Origin of the sequence: Aeribacillus sp. FSL K6-1121 (assembly GCF_038003725.1) — a bacterium.
Lineage (GTDB): Bacteria > Bacillota > Bacilli > Bacillales > Aeribacillaceae > Aeribacillus > Aeribacillus composti.
This window is the reverse complement of the sequence record NZ_JBBOPS010000001.1, coordinates 3,503,553-3,519,253: the sequence shown is the minus strand read 5'-3', so window position 1 is coordinate 3,519,253 and position 15,701 is coordinate 3,503,553. Positions and strand designations below refer to the sequence as shown.

General features: G+C 42.5%; 11 protein-coding genes and 4 pseudogenes. 8 read left to right on the top strand and 7 right to left on the bottom strand.

Going from position 1 to position 15,701, the window contains the following annotated elements:
- Nucleotides 1-4: 4 nt before the first annotated feature.
- Nucleotides 5-1,506: pseudogene (locus tag NSQ61_RS17220) on the bottom strand (YifB family Mg chelatase-like AAA ATPase).
- A 356-nt stretch (nt 1,507-1,862) separates the two neighbouring features.
- Here NSQ61_RS17220 and ehuB point away from each other — a divergent pair.
- The 4 genes from ehuB to ehuA all read left to right on the top strand — a co-directional run bounded on the left by ehuB (nt 1,863) and on the right by ehuA (nt 5,141).
- A complete protein-coding gene (ehuB, locus tag NSQ61_RS17215) occupies nt 1,863-2,738 on the top strand; it encodes an ectoine/hydroxyectoine ABC transporter substrate-binding protein EhuB (RefSeq protein ID WP_327873300.1) in 876 nt (291 codons plus the stop codon).
- 167 nt (nt 2,739-2,905) lie between these two features.
- A complete protein-coding gene (gene ehuC / locus NSQ61_RS17210) occupies nt 2,906-3,562 on the top strand; it encodes an ectoine/hydroxyectoine ABC transporter permease subunit EhuC (protein WP_327862712.1) in 657 nt (218 codons plus the stop codon).
- Nucleotides 3,559-4,230, top strand: a complete 672-nt coding sequence (gene ehuD, locus NSQ61_RS17205) for an ectoine/hydroxyectoine ABC transporter permease subunit EhuD (RefSeq protein WP_327862713.1) — start codon at nt 3,559-3,561, stop codon at nt 4,228-4,230. Before ehuC ends, ehuD begins: the two co-directional genes overlap by 4 nt.
- Before the next feature lie 83 nt (nt 4,231-4,313).
- Nucleotides 4,314-5,141: an ectoine/hydroxyectoine ABC transporter ATP-binding protein EhuA gene (gene ehuA, locus NSQ61_RS17200; protein WP_327862714.1), complete on the top strand. Its 828-nt coding sequence runs from the start codon at nt 4,314-4,316 to the stop codon at nt 5,139-5,141.
- A 406-nt stretch (nt 5,142-5,547) separates the two neighbouring features.
- On the opposite strand, the pseudogene NSQ61_RS17195 reads toward ehuA, so the two are convergent.
- Nucleotides 5,548-6,633, bottom strand: a pseudogene (locus NSQ61_RS17195) (YifB family Mg chelatase-like AAA ATPase); the annotation flags it as partial.
- A gap of 343 nt (nt 6,634-6,976) precedes the next feature.
- Here NSQ61_RS17195 and NSQ61_RS17190 point away from each other — a divergent pair.
- The 4 genes from NSQ61_RS17190 to NSQ61_RS17175 all read left to right on the top strand — a co-directional run bounded on the left by NSQ61_RS17190 (nt 6,977) and on the right by NSQ61_RS17175 (nt 11,639).
- Entirely contained in the window at nt 6,977-7,744 is a 768-nt protein-coding gene (locus NSQ61_RS17190; protein ID WP_327873691.1) for a DeoR/GlpR family DNA-binding transcription regulator, read from the top strand.
- 151 nt (nt 7,745-7,895) lie between these two features.
- The gene (locus tag NSQ61_RS17185; RefSeq protein ID WP_327873690.1) at nt 7,896-9,218 is read left to right on the top strand and encodes a four-carbon acid sugar kinase family protein; all 1,323 of its coding nucleotides are present in this window, start codon (nt 7,896-7,898) and stop codon (nt 9,216-9,218) included.
- Entirely contained in the window at nt 9,202-10,218 is a 1,017-nt protein-coding gene (pdxA, locus tag NSQ61_RS17180; protein ID WP_339212137.1) for a 4-hydroxythreonine-4-phosphate dehydrogenase PdxA, read from the top strand. The genes NSQ61_RS17185 and pdxA overlap by 17 nt, the downstream gene beginning before the upstream one ends.
- Nucleotides 10,219-10,268: 50 nt before the next feature.
- Nucleotides 10,269-11,639 carry a GntP family permease gene (locus NSQ61_RS17175; protein ID WP_015375993.1) on the top strand — a complete coding sequence of 457 codons (1,371 nt, stop codon included), beginning with the start codon at nt 10,269-10,271 and terminating at the stop codon, nt 11,637-11,639.
- A 54-nt stretch (nt 11,640-11,693) separates the two neighbouring features.
- Here NSQ61_RS17175 and NSQ61_RS17170 read toward each other — a convergent pair.
- The 5 genes and pseudogenes from NSQ61_RS17170 to NSQ61_RS17150 all read right to left on the bottom strand — a co-directional run.
- Nucleotides 11,694-11,922, bottom strand: a pseudogene (locus tag NSQ61_RS17170) (UDP-glucose 4-epimerase GalE); the annotation flags it as partial.
- Nucleotides 11,923-11,991: 69 nt separating this feature from the next.
- Nucleotides 11,992-12,315 (bottom strand): HIRAN domain-containing protein, encoded by a 324-nt coding sequence (locus tag NSQ61_RS17165; RefSeq protein WP_327873688.1) that lies wholly within the window; start codon nt 12,313-12,315, stop codon nt 11,992-11,994.
- Nucleotides 12,316-12,373: 58 nt separating this feature from the next.
- On the bottom strand, nt 12,374-12,739 hold the full coding sequence (locus tag NSQ61_RS17160) for a hypothetical protein (RefSeq protein ID WP_327873687.1): 366 nt from the start codon (nt 12,737-12,739) through the stop codon (nt 12,374-12,376).
- 321 nt (nt 12,740-13,060) lie between these two features.
- Nucleotides 13,061-14,021 (bottom strand): annotated as a pseudogene (gene galE / locus NSQ61_RS17155) (UDP-glucose 4-epimerase GalE).
- Between the two features lie 290 nt (nt 14,022-14,311).
- A complete protein-coding gene (locus NSQ61_RS17150) occupies nt 14,312-15,688 on the bottom strand; it encodes a sugar phosphate nucleotidyltransferase (RefSeq protein WP_340807664.1) in 1,377 nt (458 codons plus the stop codon).
- Between the last annotated feature and the right edge of the window lie 13 nt (nt 15,689-15,701).

Genomic DNA, 15,701 nt, shown 5'->3' with positions numbered 1-15,701 from the left:
CTTTTTACCTCGCTGTTGCTTGTTGCTTTTGTATATGTTTTCAGCCACCTTAGCGTCATCGCTTCCCAAAGCGATTCATCCGCTATCTCTTCGGTTCCCTTTAAATCGGAAATGGTCCTTGCCAGCCGAATGATTTTCGCTTGTACACGATTGCTCCATTGATGCTGGGATGCCCATTGCTGCAACAGAAGTTGCTGCCTTTTGGCAAGCGGGCTTTTTTCCATTAATAACTCAAAAGGAACACGCCCATTCGTTATTTCTTTTCCGTAACGTTCATATTGCTTTCTTCTTGCTTCTTCTACTCTTTTCCTTATGGTTTCCGAAGATTCCGAAACCCTCGTTTCTTTGGTGAAATCAATGACTTCCAATGGTAATAAAACATCCATCCGGTCATAAATCGGCCCGGAAACACGATTTCGATACGCTTGAATTTGTTTCGGACTACATGTGCAATAGCGCGTTCTTGAGCCATCGCCCCAAGCAAAATAAAGTCCGCAGGATATGTCACCGTCGACGAAATACGGCTAATCGTCACTTTCCCCGTCTCTAACGGCTGGCGAAGCATATCCAGTGTCTTTTTTGCAAATTCCGCCATTTCATCGAGAAACAAAACACCGCGATGTGCCAGCGACACTTCGCCAGGCTTTGGGTGCGTTCCCCCGCCAATTAAAGAAACCGATGAAGCAGAATAATGCGGATGACGAAAAGGTGGATAGCCGCTCTCGATTTTTTCTCCTGCCAGCTGGTACAAATTGATCACCTCTAACTGCGCATCATGAGAAAGACCCGGCAAAATCGACGGAAACGTTTCCGCTAACAAACTTTTCCCGCACCCAGGCGGTCCAACCATTAACACGTTATGTCCGCCTGCCGCTGCGATCTCCATGCACGCTTTGCTTGATGATGGCCAATAATCGATTGAAAATCCCGATGATGCTTTCGCAGGGAGTCTATAATTTCAGGAGTGTGAAAAGCTGAGGATAACGAAAGAACACGTTGTCCATGCAGATATTGCACCGTTTCTTCCAACGTCTGAACAAAGATACAATCGAGATCTTTTCAAATGATGAAGCGGAAGTGTGGGATCATACGGAAGGTATATTTTTTGAAAACCGAGCTTCTTTGCTGCCAATATCGCTGGAAGCATGCCACCCACCGGCTGAATCGTTCATCCAACGATAACGAACCTAAAAATGCTGCATCGGAGGAAGCCGGCGCTGTCAGCTTGCCTATTGCCTTCAAAATCCCAATCGCCATCGCCAAATCAAACATCGGGCTATGCTTTTTCCGCTCCGGCGGAGACAAATGAACAACGAGTCTTTTATCAAAAACGTCGCATCCGAAAGCATAAAGCGAAGCAAGAACACGTTCCTTTGCCTCTTTCACCGATGCATCCGGCAACCCAACAATCACCATCGCCGCAATCCCCGGCACTTCCTGCACCTCCACCTGCACTCGATACCCTTCTAACCCCCTTAACCCAATGCTTAAAATCTTCACCGTCACTCATCCATCCCTCCCAATCACAGAACATTAGTTCTTACCCATTATTGTAATACCCTCCCTTTTATCTTTCAATTACCAATATTTCGACAAATTTCGGGCGGTGACAGGCACCGACCCCGGATTTTGGGGGATATGGGAGCATCCTTTAATAATTTTGAGTTATTCCATTTTAATACTATCTCACGCTGGGTGAGCCCAAATAATCCCATCATATCCTCGATTATGCGATTTGTGTCAATCGTTTACTTCCCATAGACTTATTGTATACCACCTTTTTTCCAGTGTACTATTTCTACTTTTCCCTTCTTATTTCCAGTTTCTAAAAAATTCAAAAGTAAAAACAGGGGGTTTGATTATTGAAAAAATTATTAACTGGTCTGCTTATAGGTTTGTTGTTGCTAAGTGTTTCCGCTTGTTCATCAACATCTTCAGGGTCTGAAGAAAAAATGTCTACACTAGAACGAGCTCAAAAAGAAGGAAAAATAGTTGTGGGATTTTCCGGTGAGGTTCCTTATGCTTATGAGGATGAAAATGGGAATTTGACCGGTCAATCTGTAGAAGTGGCCCGTGCTGTTTTTAATGAACTTGGCATTGAGGAAATGGAAGGAAAGTTAACGAAGTTTAGCTCACTTATTCCAGGATTAAAATCGGGCAATTTTGATGTGATTACGGCTGGAATGTACATTACACCAGAACGGTGTGAACAAGTCGATTTTGGGGAACCTGAATATAGCATTGGTGAAGCTTTGGCAGTGCAAAAAGGAAATCCTCTAAATCTGCAAAGCTATGAAGATATTGCAAAAAACCCAGATGTAAAGGTGGCTATTATGAATGGCGCCATTGAAATTGATTATTTAAAAGCTGCTGGCGTTAAAGAAAGTCAAATGGAATTTGTTCAGGACATCCCTTCCAATATTGCCGCTTTAGAATCAGGGCGTGTTGATGCGATTACGATGACTGGACCGACACTAGAGGCGGCTCTTTCCACAGCTAATGCCAAGAATATCGAACGTGTTACTGACTTTATTCAACCGACGGTCAATGGAGAATCCATTCGTGGATATGGAGCAGCGGCTTTTAAACCAGAGGATGATGATTTAAGAATAGCCTATAATGAAGTATTGCAAAAATTAAAAGATTCTGGTCAACTTCTTGAAATTATTAGTGAATTTGGTTTTACAGAGGCGGATTTGCCAGGAGATATGACAACGGAGCAGCTATGTGAAAAGTAGAATGATTTAAATAAAAACAGGCGCTCTTCCATGGGCGTCTGTTTTCATAAAGCAAGGTAGACAGCCATGCCATTTCTGCAAATGGTGCAGCAATTGAGCAAGGAGGCTATTCTAGAAACGGTGACTTCGCTCTAAAAATAAAATTCCAAAGGAAGTGATGAAAAAATATGTACGTATATGCAGAGATTATCCCTAAAATAGCACCGGGGCTTATAGTAACGATCGAAATTTTACTCGCTGCCTCGTTCCTCGCATTGATTGTCGCTTTTATCGCTGGTTTAGGACGGATTTCAAAGTTTACGATCATTAGAAAATTGATAGCTATCTATGTTGAACTTTTCAGAGGTACCTCTTTGTTAGTGCAACTGTTTTGGATTTTCTTTGCCCTCCCTGCCTTTGGATTACAACTTTCTCCATTTTTTGCAGGTGTTGTTGCGCTAGGACTAAATTACGGTGCCTATGCCTCTGAAGTTGTCCGCAGCACGATTTTGGCCATTCCCCATGGACAAACGGAAGCGGCGATTGCTTTGAATATGACGCGCTGGCAACGGATGAGACTTGTGATCCTCCCGCAAGCATTGCGAATGATGCTCCCTGGTTTTGGAAATATTTCGATTGAGCTTTTAAAAGGCACTTCGCTTGTTTCTCTCATAACTCTGACAGACCTGACCTATAAAGGCTTAATGATCCAAAATACGAATATTAGCTATACGTTTCCCGTCTTTATCGTCTTGCTCATCCTTTATTTTATAATTGCTCTGCCACTGATCATTGCAGTAAGAAAATTGGAGAAATACGCTTCGAAAGGAGTGGCTCAAGCATGACATGGGACTGGAATTTTGCGATTCAGATATTTCCTGAGATTGCAAGTGCGATTTGGGTGGTGATCGGGATCACATTTGGTGCTTATATTTTTTCATTAATCTTTGGCCTTGTTCTTACATTTTTAAGAAGATCAAGCTTTAAACCGTTATCAATGCTTACTTATGGCTTCATTGAATTTATAAGAAGCACCCCGCCTTTAGTCCAACTGTTTTTTGTGTTTTTTGCCTTGCCTTCGCTTGGAATTTCCTTCGATAAATATACAGCAGGAATTCTCACGCTGGGAATCCATTATAGTACGTACTTGTCTGAAGTGTATCGTTCCGGCATTGAATCCGTACCAAAAGGACAATGGGAGGCTGCGAAAGCAATGAACTTTACGAAAACGCAAACGTGGATCAATATTATTCTTCCACAAGCGATCCCTCCTGTGATCCCGATGCTCGGAAACTATCTGCTTGTTTTATTTAAAGAAACACCAATTTTAATGGCTATTGGCGTCGGTGAATTTTTGCAAAAAGCCCAGTTAATAGGAGCGGAACACTTTAAATATCTTGAGCCGATCACGATTGTTGGCATTTTATTCTTGCTGTTAAGTTACCCATCGGCCATTTTCATAAACAAACTTGAACAGCGGTCGAAACTTACTTTTGGCGAAAGAAAACACTGATTGAAAATGTATGTATACGTAAGATAACAGGTTGGAACTAAACTTTGTTTTGATAAAAGAAATCATTGAAAGGATGATGATACATGGGAGCTTTGGAAAAAGATCTGATCATGATAAGAAATTCCAAGCGACAACCGGCTGAAACATTAGTAAGCTATGAAAATGTAACGAAAAAATTTGGCGAAACGGAAGTATTAAAAGGAATAAATTTAGAGATTAAACGTGGTGAAAAAGTGGCGCTGATCGGTCCGAGCGGGTCGGGAAAAACGACGATTATTAGAATGTTGATGACCCTTGAAAAACCGACGTCCGGGATTATAACAATAGGTGGAGAACCGCTATGGCATAAAAAAACTGCGAGCGGCAAACTTGTCCAGGCTGATGAGAAACATTTGCGGAAAATGCGCAGCGATATCGGCATGGTTTTCCAACATTTTAACTTGTTTCCGCATATGACGATTTTACGTAATGTAACAGAAGCGCCGATTCATGTGCTGGGACTTTCAAAAGAGGAAGCCCATGCGAGGGCGGTAGACATGCTGACAAAAGTCGGTCTAGGCGATAAATTAGATGCTTACCCTTCACAGCTTTCCGGCGGACAAAAGCAGCGGGTGGCAATTGCCCGTGCTGTCGTCATGCACCCCAAAGTTATGCTGTTTGATGAACCAACTTCGGCTCTTGACCCTGAGTTGGTCGGCGAAGTTCTTCAAGTCATCAAAGACTTGGCTAAAAAAACCGACATGGCGATGATTCTTGTAACCCATGAAATGGATTTTGCCCGTGATGTGGCAGACCGCGTTGTATTTTTGCATGATGGCCAAATTGAAGAACAAGGAACACCACAAGAACTATTTGAAAATCCGAAAAGTGAAAGACTGCAGGCATTTTTAAAGCGTTTTTTAAAAAGGTAAACATCATTTTACAAAAGTCTAGCCCAAAGGTTACTAAAATGGAGAATTGGGGCTAGGCTACTTTTTTATAGTTTTCTATTTTGGTGGAGATCATTTTTTCCCTTGTCCTTGAATTATATATAGAGCGATCCAGATTTAGTTTTCTGCAAAAGATTCTAAAACATAGAGAGGATCTTTTAGGGGGGAGTGAAAACGGTAGAACGAAGTATTTGAAAAAATGCGATAAAAACATAAAAGACCAAAACATTGAAAATGCTGATGTCGAAGTTACAAATAGGTCGCCGCTGACGAAAATTGGAAAAGGTCGGCAAGGGGCTGTGTTCCCATTTACAGATGACATTTGTGTAAAGTTCTTTGGGAAAGAAGAGGATTGTGACCGAGAATATTACGCTTTATCACTTGGCCATGTGCAATAGCGCGTTCTTGAGCCTAAATATCCACACGGACACGGATTCATCGCCCAAAGCAAAATAAAGTCCGCGGGATATGTCACCGTCGACGAAATACGGCTAATCGTCACTTTCCCCGTCTCTAACGGCTGGCGAAGCATATCCAGTGTCTTTTTTGCAAATTCCGCCATTTCATCGAGAAACAAAACACCGCGATGTGCCAGCGACACTTCGCCAGGCTTTGGGTGCGTTCCCCTGCCAATTAAAGAAACCGATGAAGCGGAATGATGCGGATGACGAAAAGGTGGATAGCCGCTCTCGATTTTTTCTCCTGCCAGCTGGTACAAATTGATCACCTCTAACTGCTCATCATGAGAAAGACCCGGCAAAATCGACGGAAACGTTTCCGCTAACAAACTTTTCCCGCACCCAGGCGGTCCAACCTTTAACACGTTATGTCCGCCTGCCGCTGCGATCTCCAATGCACGCTTTGCTTGATGATGGCCAATAATCGATTGAAAATCCCGATGATGCTTTCGCAGGGAGTCTATAATTTCAGGAGAACGCAAAGCTGGGGGTAACGAAAGAACACGTTGTCCTTGCAGATATTGCACCGTTTCTTCCAACGTCTGAACAAAGATACAATCGAGATCTTTCAAATGATGAAGCGGAAGTGTGGGATCATACGGAAGGTATATTTTTTGAAAACCGAGCTTCTTTGCTGCCAATATCGCTGGAAGCATGCCATCCACCGGCTGAATCGTTCCATCCAACGATAACGAACCTAAAAACGCTGCATCGTAGGAAACCGGCGCTGTCAGCTTGCCTATTGCCTTCAAAATCCCAATCGCCATCGCCAAATCAAACATCGGGCTATGCTTTTTCCGCTCCGGCGGAGACAAATGAACAACAAGCCTTTTATCAAAAACGTCGCATCCGAAAGCATAAAGCGAAGCAAGAACACGTTCCTTTGCCTCTTTCACCGATGCATCCGGCAACCCAACAATCACCATCGCCGCAATCCCAGGCACCTCCTGCACCTCCACCTGCACCCGATACCCTTCTAACCCCCTTAACCCAATGCTTAAAATCTTCACCGTCAATCATCCATCCCTCCCAACCACAGAACATTAGTTCTTATCCATAATTGTAATACCCCTCCGTTTATCTTTCAATTACCAATATTTCGACAAATTTCGGGCGGTGACAGGCACCGCCCCCAATCGCCCCCAATTATTGGAATTAATTATTGGAATTAATTATTGGAATTTATTAGAATTGGAATAATTATTGGAATAACCCCCATTATGAATAACCCCCATTATTAGAATTATAAAAATATTTTTACTTCCATGTTGACAAAAATGAACAAAATCGAATAAAATTATGTTACAAGTTAACAAATAATCGTTAAAATCGAACAACTAGTTCAAAGGGTGAATACACATGTTACCAAAAGAACGACGCCGATGGATTGAAAAACAATTGATCACCCAAGGTAAAGTGGATATCGAAGAACTGTCGCAACAATTAAACGTGTCAGCAATGACGATCAGAAGAGATTTGGCTCTTCTTGAAAGAGAGGGCAAGATCGTCCGAACACATGGGGGTGCGATTCATCCGAAATCGCTAATTCAAGAAACACCGTACTCAACGAAAAAAGAAAAAAATATCGAGCAGAAAAAAGCCATTGCCCGTAAAGCAGTCGAACTGATTCCAGAAGGAGCTAATGTCATTTTAGATTCAGGAACGACCACTATTGAAGTCGCTAGGTTGATTAAAGACAGGGAAGATTTAACTGTTATTACTAATGACATTAAGATTGCAGCCGAATTAATGGAAAGTAAATTAAAGGTGATCGTGACGGGAGGGGAATTGCAAAACCAAGTTGGTACTTTGTATGGCTGCCCTACCCAAGAGTTACTGAAAAACATCCATGCAGATATTTTCTTTTTAGGGATCCATGCTGTCGATATTGCATCAGGAGTAACATCGCCCACTTTTGAAAAATCGCTAATCAAAAAACTAATGATGCAAGCGGCCGAATCTACTTGGTTGCTGGCCGATTCCAGCAAGTTTAACCAAAAGGCTTTTTCTCTTGTTTGCCAACTTTCAGAGTTGGAAGGGATTATTACAGACACGGGATTAAGCCAAGAAGACCAGTGTAAATATAGTGAACATGTAAACGTGATTGTTGTGCGCCCTATTGAATGAGAATGAGTATAGGCAGTCCCAACTTCAACTAAAAATCAACGTCATATGAAAAACCCCTTACTGTCCTGCTTGGTGATAAACAAAAATAAGGGGGTGATCCATCGGCAACGATATAAACGATTTTGATAGACAGGGAGGGGGAACAATACTTATGAGAATAGGAGTAATTGCAGATGATCTGACCGGCGCTAATGCAACAGGAGTCAGATTGGCCAAACAAGGATTCAAAACAGCTACCTTCGTCAGAAACGCACCTTTGACAAATATAGAAAACTACGATGCTATTTGTATTGATACCGATAGCCGATACGCTTCTAGGGAGATTGCGGAAAATCGCGTACGCCAGGCAATCAAAAATCTCAAACAATGGAATGTGAAGATATTTTGCAAGAGAATTGACAGCACCATCCGTGGCAATATTGGGATCGAAATTGATACCGTTTTAAATGAACTCGGCGAACATTCTATCGCCATCGTCGTCCCTTCTTTTCCCGACTCGGGAAGAATAACAACCGGGGGATATTTGCTCGTTGATGGTGTACCTGTCCAGGAAACCGACGTAGCCAAAGATCCTCTTATGCCCGTCAATCAGTCGTTTGTCCCAGACATCATTCGACAACAAAGCATCCATTCAGTCTCATTGATAGGGCTGGATGCCGTTCTTTCCGGCGTCGGGAGAATCACCAATAAATTACGGGAAGAAATCGAACAGGGAAACCGAATCATCGTGGTTGATGCAGTAAACGATGAACATATCGAAACAATTGCCCTTGCGATGACAAAGATTAAAGATAAAATCATTGTTCCCGTCGATCCAGGTCCCTTAACCGCTTACTATGCAAGATTATACTTACATCAAGAACTCAACACACAAAAAATATTAATCGTCATCGGAAGTGTGACCTTTTTAACCGGCCGACAACTTCATTATCTCTTAGCTAAAACAAACGCTAACCCGGTATACGTAAATCCAGAAAAATTAGCGAGTTTCACAAATAGCTGGAATGAAGAAGTTGAACGGGCCGTATCCATTGGCCTAAAAAGATTAGAAACAGAAAACATCTTAATTGTGACTACGTACCACCCCGCGAATAAACTGATCAACTTGAAAGCGTTATCTGAGATAGAGCAAGTATCTGAAGATGCTCTAGCTAAAAGAATAACAGACGGACTTGCCGTAATTAGCAGGAAAATTATTGAGAGTTCCAAATATCCTATTTCTGGATGCTTCACAAGCGGCGGCGATGTAACCGCATCCCTTTGCGCCGTAGGAAGAGCAAATGGCATTGAAATTGAAGACGAAGTTCTCCCATTGACATCATTCGGATACTTCTCGGGAGGATACTTGGACGGACTCCCTGTCGTCACAAAGGGAGGCATGGTTGGCGACCAACGGTCCATTTACAAAAGTCTACGGTTTTTACAAATGAAAATCAATCACCAAAGGAGTGGAAAACATGTCAGTACAAACTAAACCGATTATCGCAATCCCAATGGGAGATCCGGCAGGAATCGGACCAGAGATCACAGTTAAAGCCTTGAATAACCCGAAAATATATGAAGTTTGCTCACCCCTTGTTATTGGTCATAGTGAAGTATTGAAAATGGCTATGAATTTTACAAGTATCTCGCTGAACATCCGTAAAATTAAAGATCCTTCAGATGGAAAATACGAACATGGAACAATAGATGTTATCTCATTAAACAACGTAAACGTAGACACCCTTGAAATGGGGAAAGTTCAGGCACAATGCGGGAAGGCAGCTTACGAATATATTGAAACAGCTGTCCATCTAGCCCTTAACGGAAAAGTGTCAGCTTTAGCCACGACGCCGATCAATAAAGAATCGTTGAAAGCGGCAAACGTTCCTTTTATCGGACATACAGAAATATTAGCCGCATTGACCAATACCCATGATCCACTGACGATGTTTGAAGTAAGAAACATGAGAATTTTCTTTTTAACGAGACACCTGTCCCTAAAAGACGCCATCGCCGCAATGACAAAAGAGAGAGTTTGTGACTATTTAATTCGTTGTGATCAAGCATTGCAACGCCTAGGAGTGGAAAATCGCAAAATCGCCGTAGCAGCATTAAACCCACACGGCGGAGAAAACGGGCTGTTTGGAAGGGAAGAAATCGATGAGATTCTCCCAGGCATTCAAATGGCTCAAGAAAAAGGGATTAACGCCGTTGGGCCAATCCCTGCTGACTCTGTTTTTCATCACGCACTAAATGGGCTTTATGATGCTGTACTATCCCTTTACCATGATCAAGGTCATATTGCCGCGAAGATGGCGGATTTTGAAAGAACGATTTCGATTACAAACGGTCTTCCATTTTTGCGCACATCTGTCGACCACGGAACAGCCTTCGATATTGCCGGAAAGGGAATTGCAAGTAGCGTAAGTATGGAAGAAGCCATTACACTTGCAGCAAAATATGCGCCAAAATTTCAGCCTTCATGGGCATAACTCTTCTATGGTCTAGGCAACAAAAGGGGAATGAAAAGGGGGTATAAGCGTTGGAAGCATCGGGCGCCCAAATGATATTCGGGCTCGTATTAGGGGTAGCGATCCTCATTTTCCTAGTACTTAAGACGAAAATACACGCATTTTTGGCTCTGATCATAGCAGCTTCCATTACTGGACTGGTTGGGGGCATGTCTGCTCCCGACGTCATCAACGCGATCACCGCAGGATTCGGATCCACTTTAGGATCTATAGGAATCGTGATTGGATTCGGAGTGATGATGGGACGCATTTTAGAAGTATCCGGTGCTGCTGAAAAAATGGCATATACGCTTGTAAAATGGGTCGGAAAACGAAAAGAAGAATGGGCAATGGCGATCACAGGGTATATCGTTTCCATCCCTATCTTTGTGGACTCAGCCTTTGTGATTTTAACGCCGCTTGTGAAAGCCCTTTCTAAAAAAACCGGGAAATCCGTTCTCACCATTGGCGTGGCACTCGGAGCCGGGCTCGTCGCCACCCACCATGCGGTGCCACCAACACCCGGTCCATTGGGTGTTGCGGGAATTTTTGGAGTTGACGTCGGATTGATGATTGCGTGGGGATTAGTTTTTGCCATCCCCGTTACCGTTGTAGGCGTCCTATATGCCAAATGGCTTGGAAAGAAAATATATCAAATCCCTGATGAAACAGGCTTAGATTATGTACGACCGGTTAATCCGATCACGGTCCAGGAATTTCTTGAATCTAAGGAAAAGAAAGACTTACCTTCGCTAACACGATCGGTGCTTCCTATTTTCGTTCCGATTATATTAATCTTTGCGAATACAACCGTCACCGCCCTCAAATTAAAGGGAGGAATTTACGACTACATCACATTTCTTGGCTCGCCCATTATTGCAGTTGGAATCGGATTGATCTTCTCCATATACGGATTATATCACCATGTGAAGCGCTCTGAAGCGCTTGACCAAATGGAGGAAGGAATCAAAACGTCCGGAATCATCCTCCTCGTCACCGGTGCCGGTGGGGCGCTCGGGAACGTCCTAAGGGAGAGTGGAAGCGGGGATTATATTGCCCAACAAGTAGCGCAATTACATCTCCCAGCCATCTTAATCCCTTTCATCATCGCAACGATTGTGAGACTGATTCAAGGCAGCGGAACCGTGGCCATGATTACCGCCGCCTCCATCTCAGCACCTATTTTGCAACAATTAGATGTCAATATGGCATTGGCTGCACAGGCAGCCGCCTTAGGTGCAATGGTCTTCTCATATTTTAACGATAGCTTATTTTGGGTCATTAACCGCATGTTAGGAATTAAAGAAGTGAAAGAACAAATTTTGACATGGTCTATTCCAACCACACTGGCATGGGCAGCGTCTCTGGTTACGTTACTCATCGTCAATGCATTTTTCGGATAAATCAACAAAAATGAAACTTACAAGCCGCCCTTGTTACGGGGTGGCTTGTCCTCCTTACCCTTTCCGCTGATGCCATTCCCACACGCTTCCACTGATTGATTCCAACGAACATTCCGCTTTCCATCCAAGTTCTTCATCAATTTTTTGTGAATAAGGCGGCAAGGCGCGCCGGTTCGCCTGGGCGGCGATCGATGGATTCAAATGACTTTGCGTTCGGTGCTTTTTCACATGTTTCAATCACTTCTTTGACGGAATAGCCTAAGCCGTTGCCGAGGTTATCAATATCCATGGCAATGACCAAGCCATCCCCCCTAATGTTAAATCTTTGACAAACTTCGAAGCACGGCAGGTATTATCCCATAACAGGGGCTAATTCATCCAATGTTGCACCTTGGAAAGAAGGAATCTCGCACTCAAAGGCTACTTTCAACCACCAATGAGGTGTTGATTTTTCATTCATATACACAACACGAACAGAAGGGTTCACTCCATTTTCTAACAAGGAAAAGATGGCCTTACTATAAAAAGCCGGAACATATCCAAGCTTCTTCCCCCCATGAGTATAAATAGCAACAGCATGAGGGTCATAAGCGTTTGTTGGTTCTTGTACTAATTTCAACGTTTCGTTAATGGCCAGCCATGTTGCCCAATTTTGAGGAAGATTTTGATGGCGCATGCCATGAACAAAAAAGCTGACGCGCAGCTTGCCATCGTTTTCAAGACGCAGCGGCTGCTCAAAAAGAATAAGTGTCGCTGGCTAACCGCCCACGTGTTTGTTGAAGCAAGTCCATCTTAGTGGAATTCTCATCCAGACCTAAATCGGACAAAATGGCTTTAAAATCCGCACGATCTGGTGACGGCAATCGGCGTTCAAACGCCGGAAACAGCTCCTTTGATCGATATATTTTAGTTGGGTCTGGGAAAGCTGGATGCAACATATACCCGTTATTCAATGCATCTTTCAGTTTTCCGTGACCAGAGGCATTATAGGTGTAAGTGAACTCATAATAGCCATCATAATGAGAAAGAGTTCCTATATGATAAAAAGAACGGGTTTTGGGATTTTGCCAAACCACTAAAAGTGTATGAACTTTTTTCATGTTATTGATCACCCCTTCCAATCCACTCCAATATTTTCTTTCTTCGAAAAGGCACTATACTCAATAACCAGTCTTTTTGTGCCTCGCTTAAAATATCTAATGATTGAATAAAATCAGAATACCTTATTAAATCAAATTCAACTAATTTTTGGATACTTTGATGAAACTCATCGGATTCAGTAAAGTAATAAATCATGCTGCACCATAGAATACGAGTCCCCAGCGAAGCCATTTGTTTTTCATATAAATTTATCCCTTCTATTTCCTTTTAAAAACAAATTCAGCCTCCCGCTGACACTCATTCAGCAGGAGGTTTTCTATTTACTTCCCATTGCGACTATGCCATTTCCACGCGCTTTCGATGATTTTTTCTAATGAATATTCCGCTTTCCAGCCAAGTTCTTCATCAATTTTTTGCGAGGATGCGACAAGATGCGCCAAGTCGCCCGGACGGCGGTCAGTGTATTCAATGACGGCTTTACGTCCCGTGACTTTTTCACATGTTTCTATCACTTCTTTAACGGAATAACCTAAGCCGTTGCCGAGATTGTAAATGGCAGTTTTCTTTTTACCAGTCAACAATGCTTCAAGCGCTAAAATATGCGCTTTCGCTAAATCGGTGACATGGATATAGTCACGAATGCATGTCCCATCTGGTGTATTATAGTCCGTACCAAAGACAGAAATTTTGTTGCGCTGACCTAACAAATGCTGCAAGACAATCGGAATTAAATGCGTTTCTGGGTTATGGTCCTCACCAATTTCTCCCGACTCATGCGCACCAAATAGCGAAGGACGACATAGTTTAGCCCATACGCAGAAGCAAAATCCGCTAAAATTTGTTCGATCATTAACTTCGAACGGCCGTATGGGTTAATTGGATTTGTTGGGCAATCTTCCGTAATTAATTCGACATTTGGAATCCCATACGTTGCCGCAGTAGACGAAAAAATAAAGTTTTTCACATTATATTTCAGCATCGTCTCTTATAACGTTAATGTAGCGGCAACGTTGTTTTGATAATATTTCAGCGGATTCACCACTGATTCGCCGACTAAGCTGTTCGCCGCAAAATGCATGACAGCTTGAATCGGGTATTTTTCAAAAATCGATTAAGATCCGCTTTGTTCCCTAAATCCCCTTGCACAAACACCGCGCGATCATCCACTAAATACCGCTGACCGGTCGAGAAGTTATCAAGCACAATTACTTCCTCTTTTTCCACTAACTCTTTCACTAAAGACTATCGATATAACCGGCACCCGCCGACAACGAGAATCATATACAATCCCCCAATTTAATACGTTAACTATTTGATGGACTATTGTCATGACTGAGTTTTCTAATGCGGAAACAAGTTCTTCGCTCTCTTGTATGGATGCGCCGAATTGGCCAACACTCTCTCGTTTGCTCAGAAGGAATGTCATACCCGTACAAATCCCGCAATTTCGTACCGCACCAGATGCATTCCTAGAAAACAGAGTGCATGAAAATCGATTAAAACCCTTCTTTTTCTTTTACTAACAAAAAAGAAGCTGCTAGAAGAAACACATCCTTCTAGCAACCAAACAATTATTTACTCGCAGATAAGCAATTTGCTTCTACTTCTTCCCATGTCATATAAATACGAACAATATCTTCTTCAATTAACTCCGTTCCTGTTTGTACTTCAATAAACTCTAAATCAGTAATTGCTTTAATTCCATGCTTAGCGCCAACTGGGATTTCAAGCACATCACCCGGTTTCACACGACGAATTTCTCCGTTAAAAGCAAATTCTCCTTCACCTTTAATGATGGTCCACACTTCACTGCGATGATAATGCATTTGATAACTTAAATTTTTCCCTGCTGTAACGCCGATTCGTTTTGTTAATACTTCTCGTCCATCTTCAAACTTCGTATAATCTAATACTCGATACCAGCCCCAGCGGCGTTCTTCGTACATTGGACGCTGATCAAAATTGTTCACTAACTCTTTAATTTTTGGGCTTTTTGCCTTATCTGCAACTAAAATCCCATCAGGACTTGACGCAATGATAGCATTTGATACTCCTAATACTGTCACAGGAATGTCTAGCTCGTTAATGAGGTGGGTATTTTCACAATCAACGCTAATAACACCTTTACCAATTTGGTTTGTTGCCATCTCTTCCGTTAATGTATTCCACGTACCAAGGTCTTTCCAATAGCCATCATATGGCAACACAACAATATGTTCTGTCTTTTCCACGACCTCATAGTCAAAGCTAATTTTCGGCAACTTATCATACTGCTTTAATAGCTCATCATATTGAGTTGGAAATCCCTTTTCTTGCAGCAAAGAAATAATATAGTCGAGTTTAAAAGCAAACACGCCGCAGTTCCAAAGTGCGCCTTGTTTAATTAATTCCGCTGCTTTTTTTTCAGTTGGCTTCTCTGTAAAATGACTTACTCTTAAATAATTGCTATCACTAGATTTGGAAGCTGGAACAATATAACCGTACTTCGCAGACGGATACGTTGGCTCGACACCGATTAACGCCAAATCAGCCCCACTTGCGAGTACGGTTTCTTCTAAATCTTTTACTCGATGAAAAAAGCGATCCTCCACATAAGGATCGACAGGCAAGACGGCGACAACTTCATTTAAATCGATTCCTTCTACACTATACAAATAAACCGATGCTAGAGCGATCGCTGGGAACGTATCGCGTCTCATCGGTTCAATAATAATCGGTACATCTTGACCTAATTGGCTATGAATCATATCGACTTGGGATTTGCTTGTAGCAATCACAGCGGAATCAGCTAGGTCGACATTTCCTAACTGACCCCATACACGCTGAACCATCGACTGCAGTTCGCTGTTTTGATTTTCTAACACTTTTAAAAATTGCTTTGAACGCGCGTCATTAGATAAAGGCCAAAGGCGTTTGCCGGAACCACCAGAAAGTAATACAAGCTTCATCGGAAACCTCCTA

Coding starts and splice junctions, on each gene's coding strand:
- ehuC (WP_327862712.1), top strand. CDS start 2,906: ATGTACGTATATGCAGAGATTATCCCTAAAATAGCACCGGGGCTTATA.
- ehuD (WP_327862713.1), top strand. CDS start 3,559: ATGACATGGGACTGGAATTTTGCGATTCAGATATTTCCTGAGATTGCA.
- ehuA (WP_327862714.1), top strand. CDS start 4,314: ATGGGAGCTTTGGAAAAAGATCTGATCATGATAAGAAATTCCAAGCGA.
- NSQ61_RS17190 (WP_327873691.1), top strand. CDS start 6,977: ATGTTACCAAAAGAACGACGCCGATGGATTGAAAAACAATTGATCACC.
- NSQ61_RS17185 (WP_327873690.1), top strand. CDS start 7,896: ATGAGAATAGGAGTAATTGCAGATGATCTGACCGGCGCTAATGCAACA.
- pdxA (WP_339212137.1), top strand. CDS start 9,202: ATGTCAGTACAAACTAAACCGATTATCGCAATCCCAATGGGAGATCCG.
- NSQ61_RS17165 (WP_327873688.1), bottom strand. CDS start 12,315: ATGCGCCATCAAAATCTTCCTCAAAATTGGGCAACATGGCTGGCCATT.
- NSQ61_RS17160 (WP_327873687.1), bottom strand. CDS start 12,739: ATGAAAAAAGTTCATACACTTTTAGTGGTTTGGCAAAATCCCAAAACC.
- NSQ61_RS17150 (WP_340807664.1), bottom strand. CDS start 15,688: ATGAAGCTTGTATTACTTTCTGGTGGTTCCGGCAAACGCCTTTGGCCT.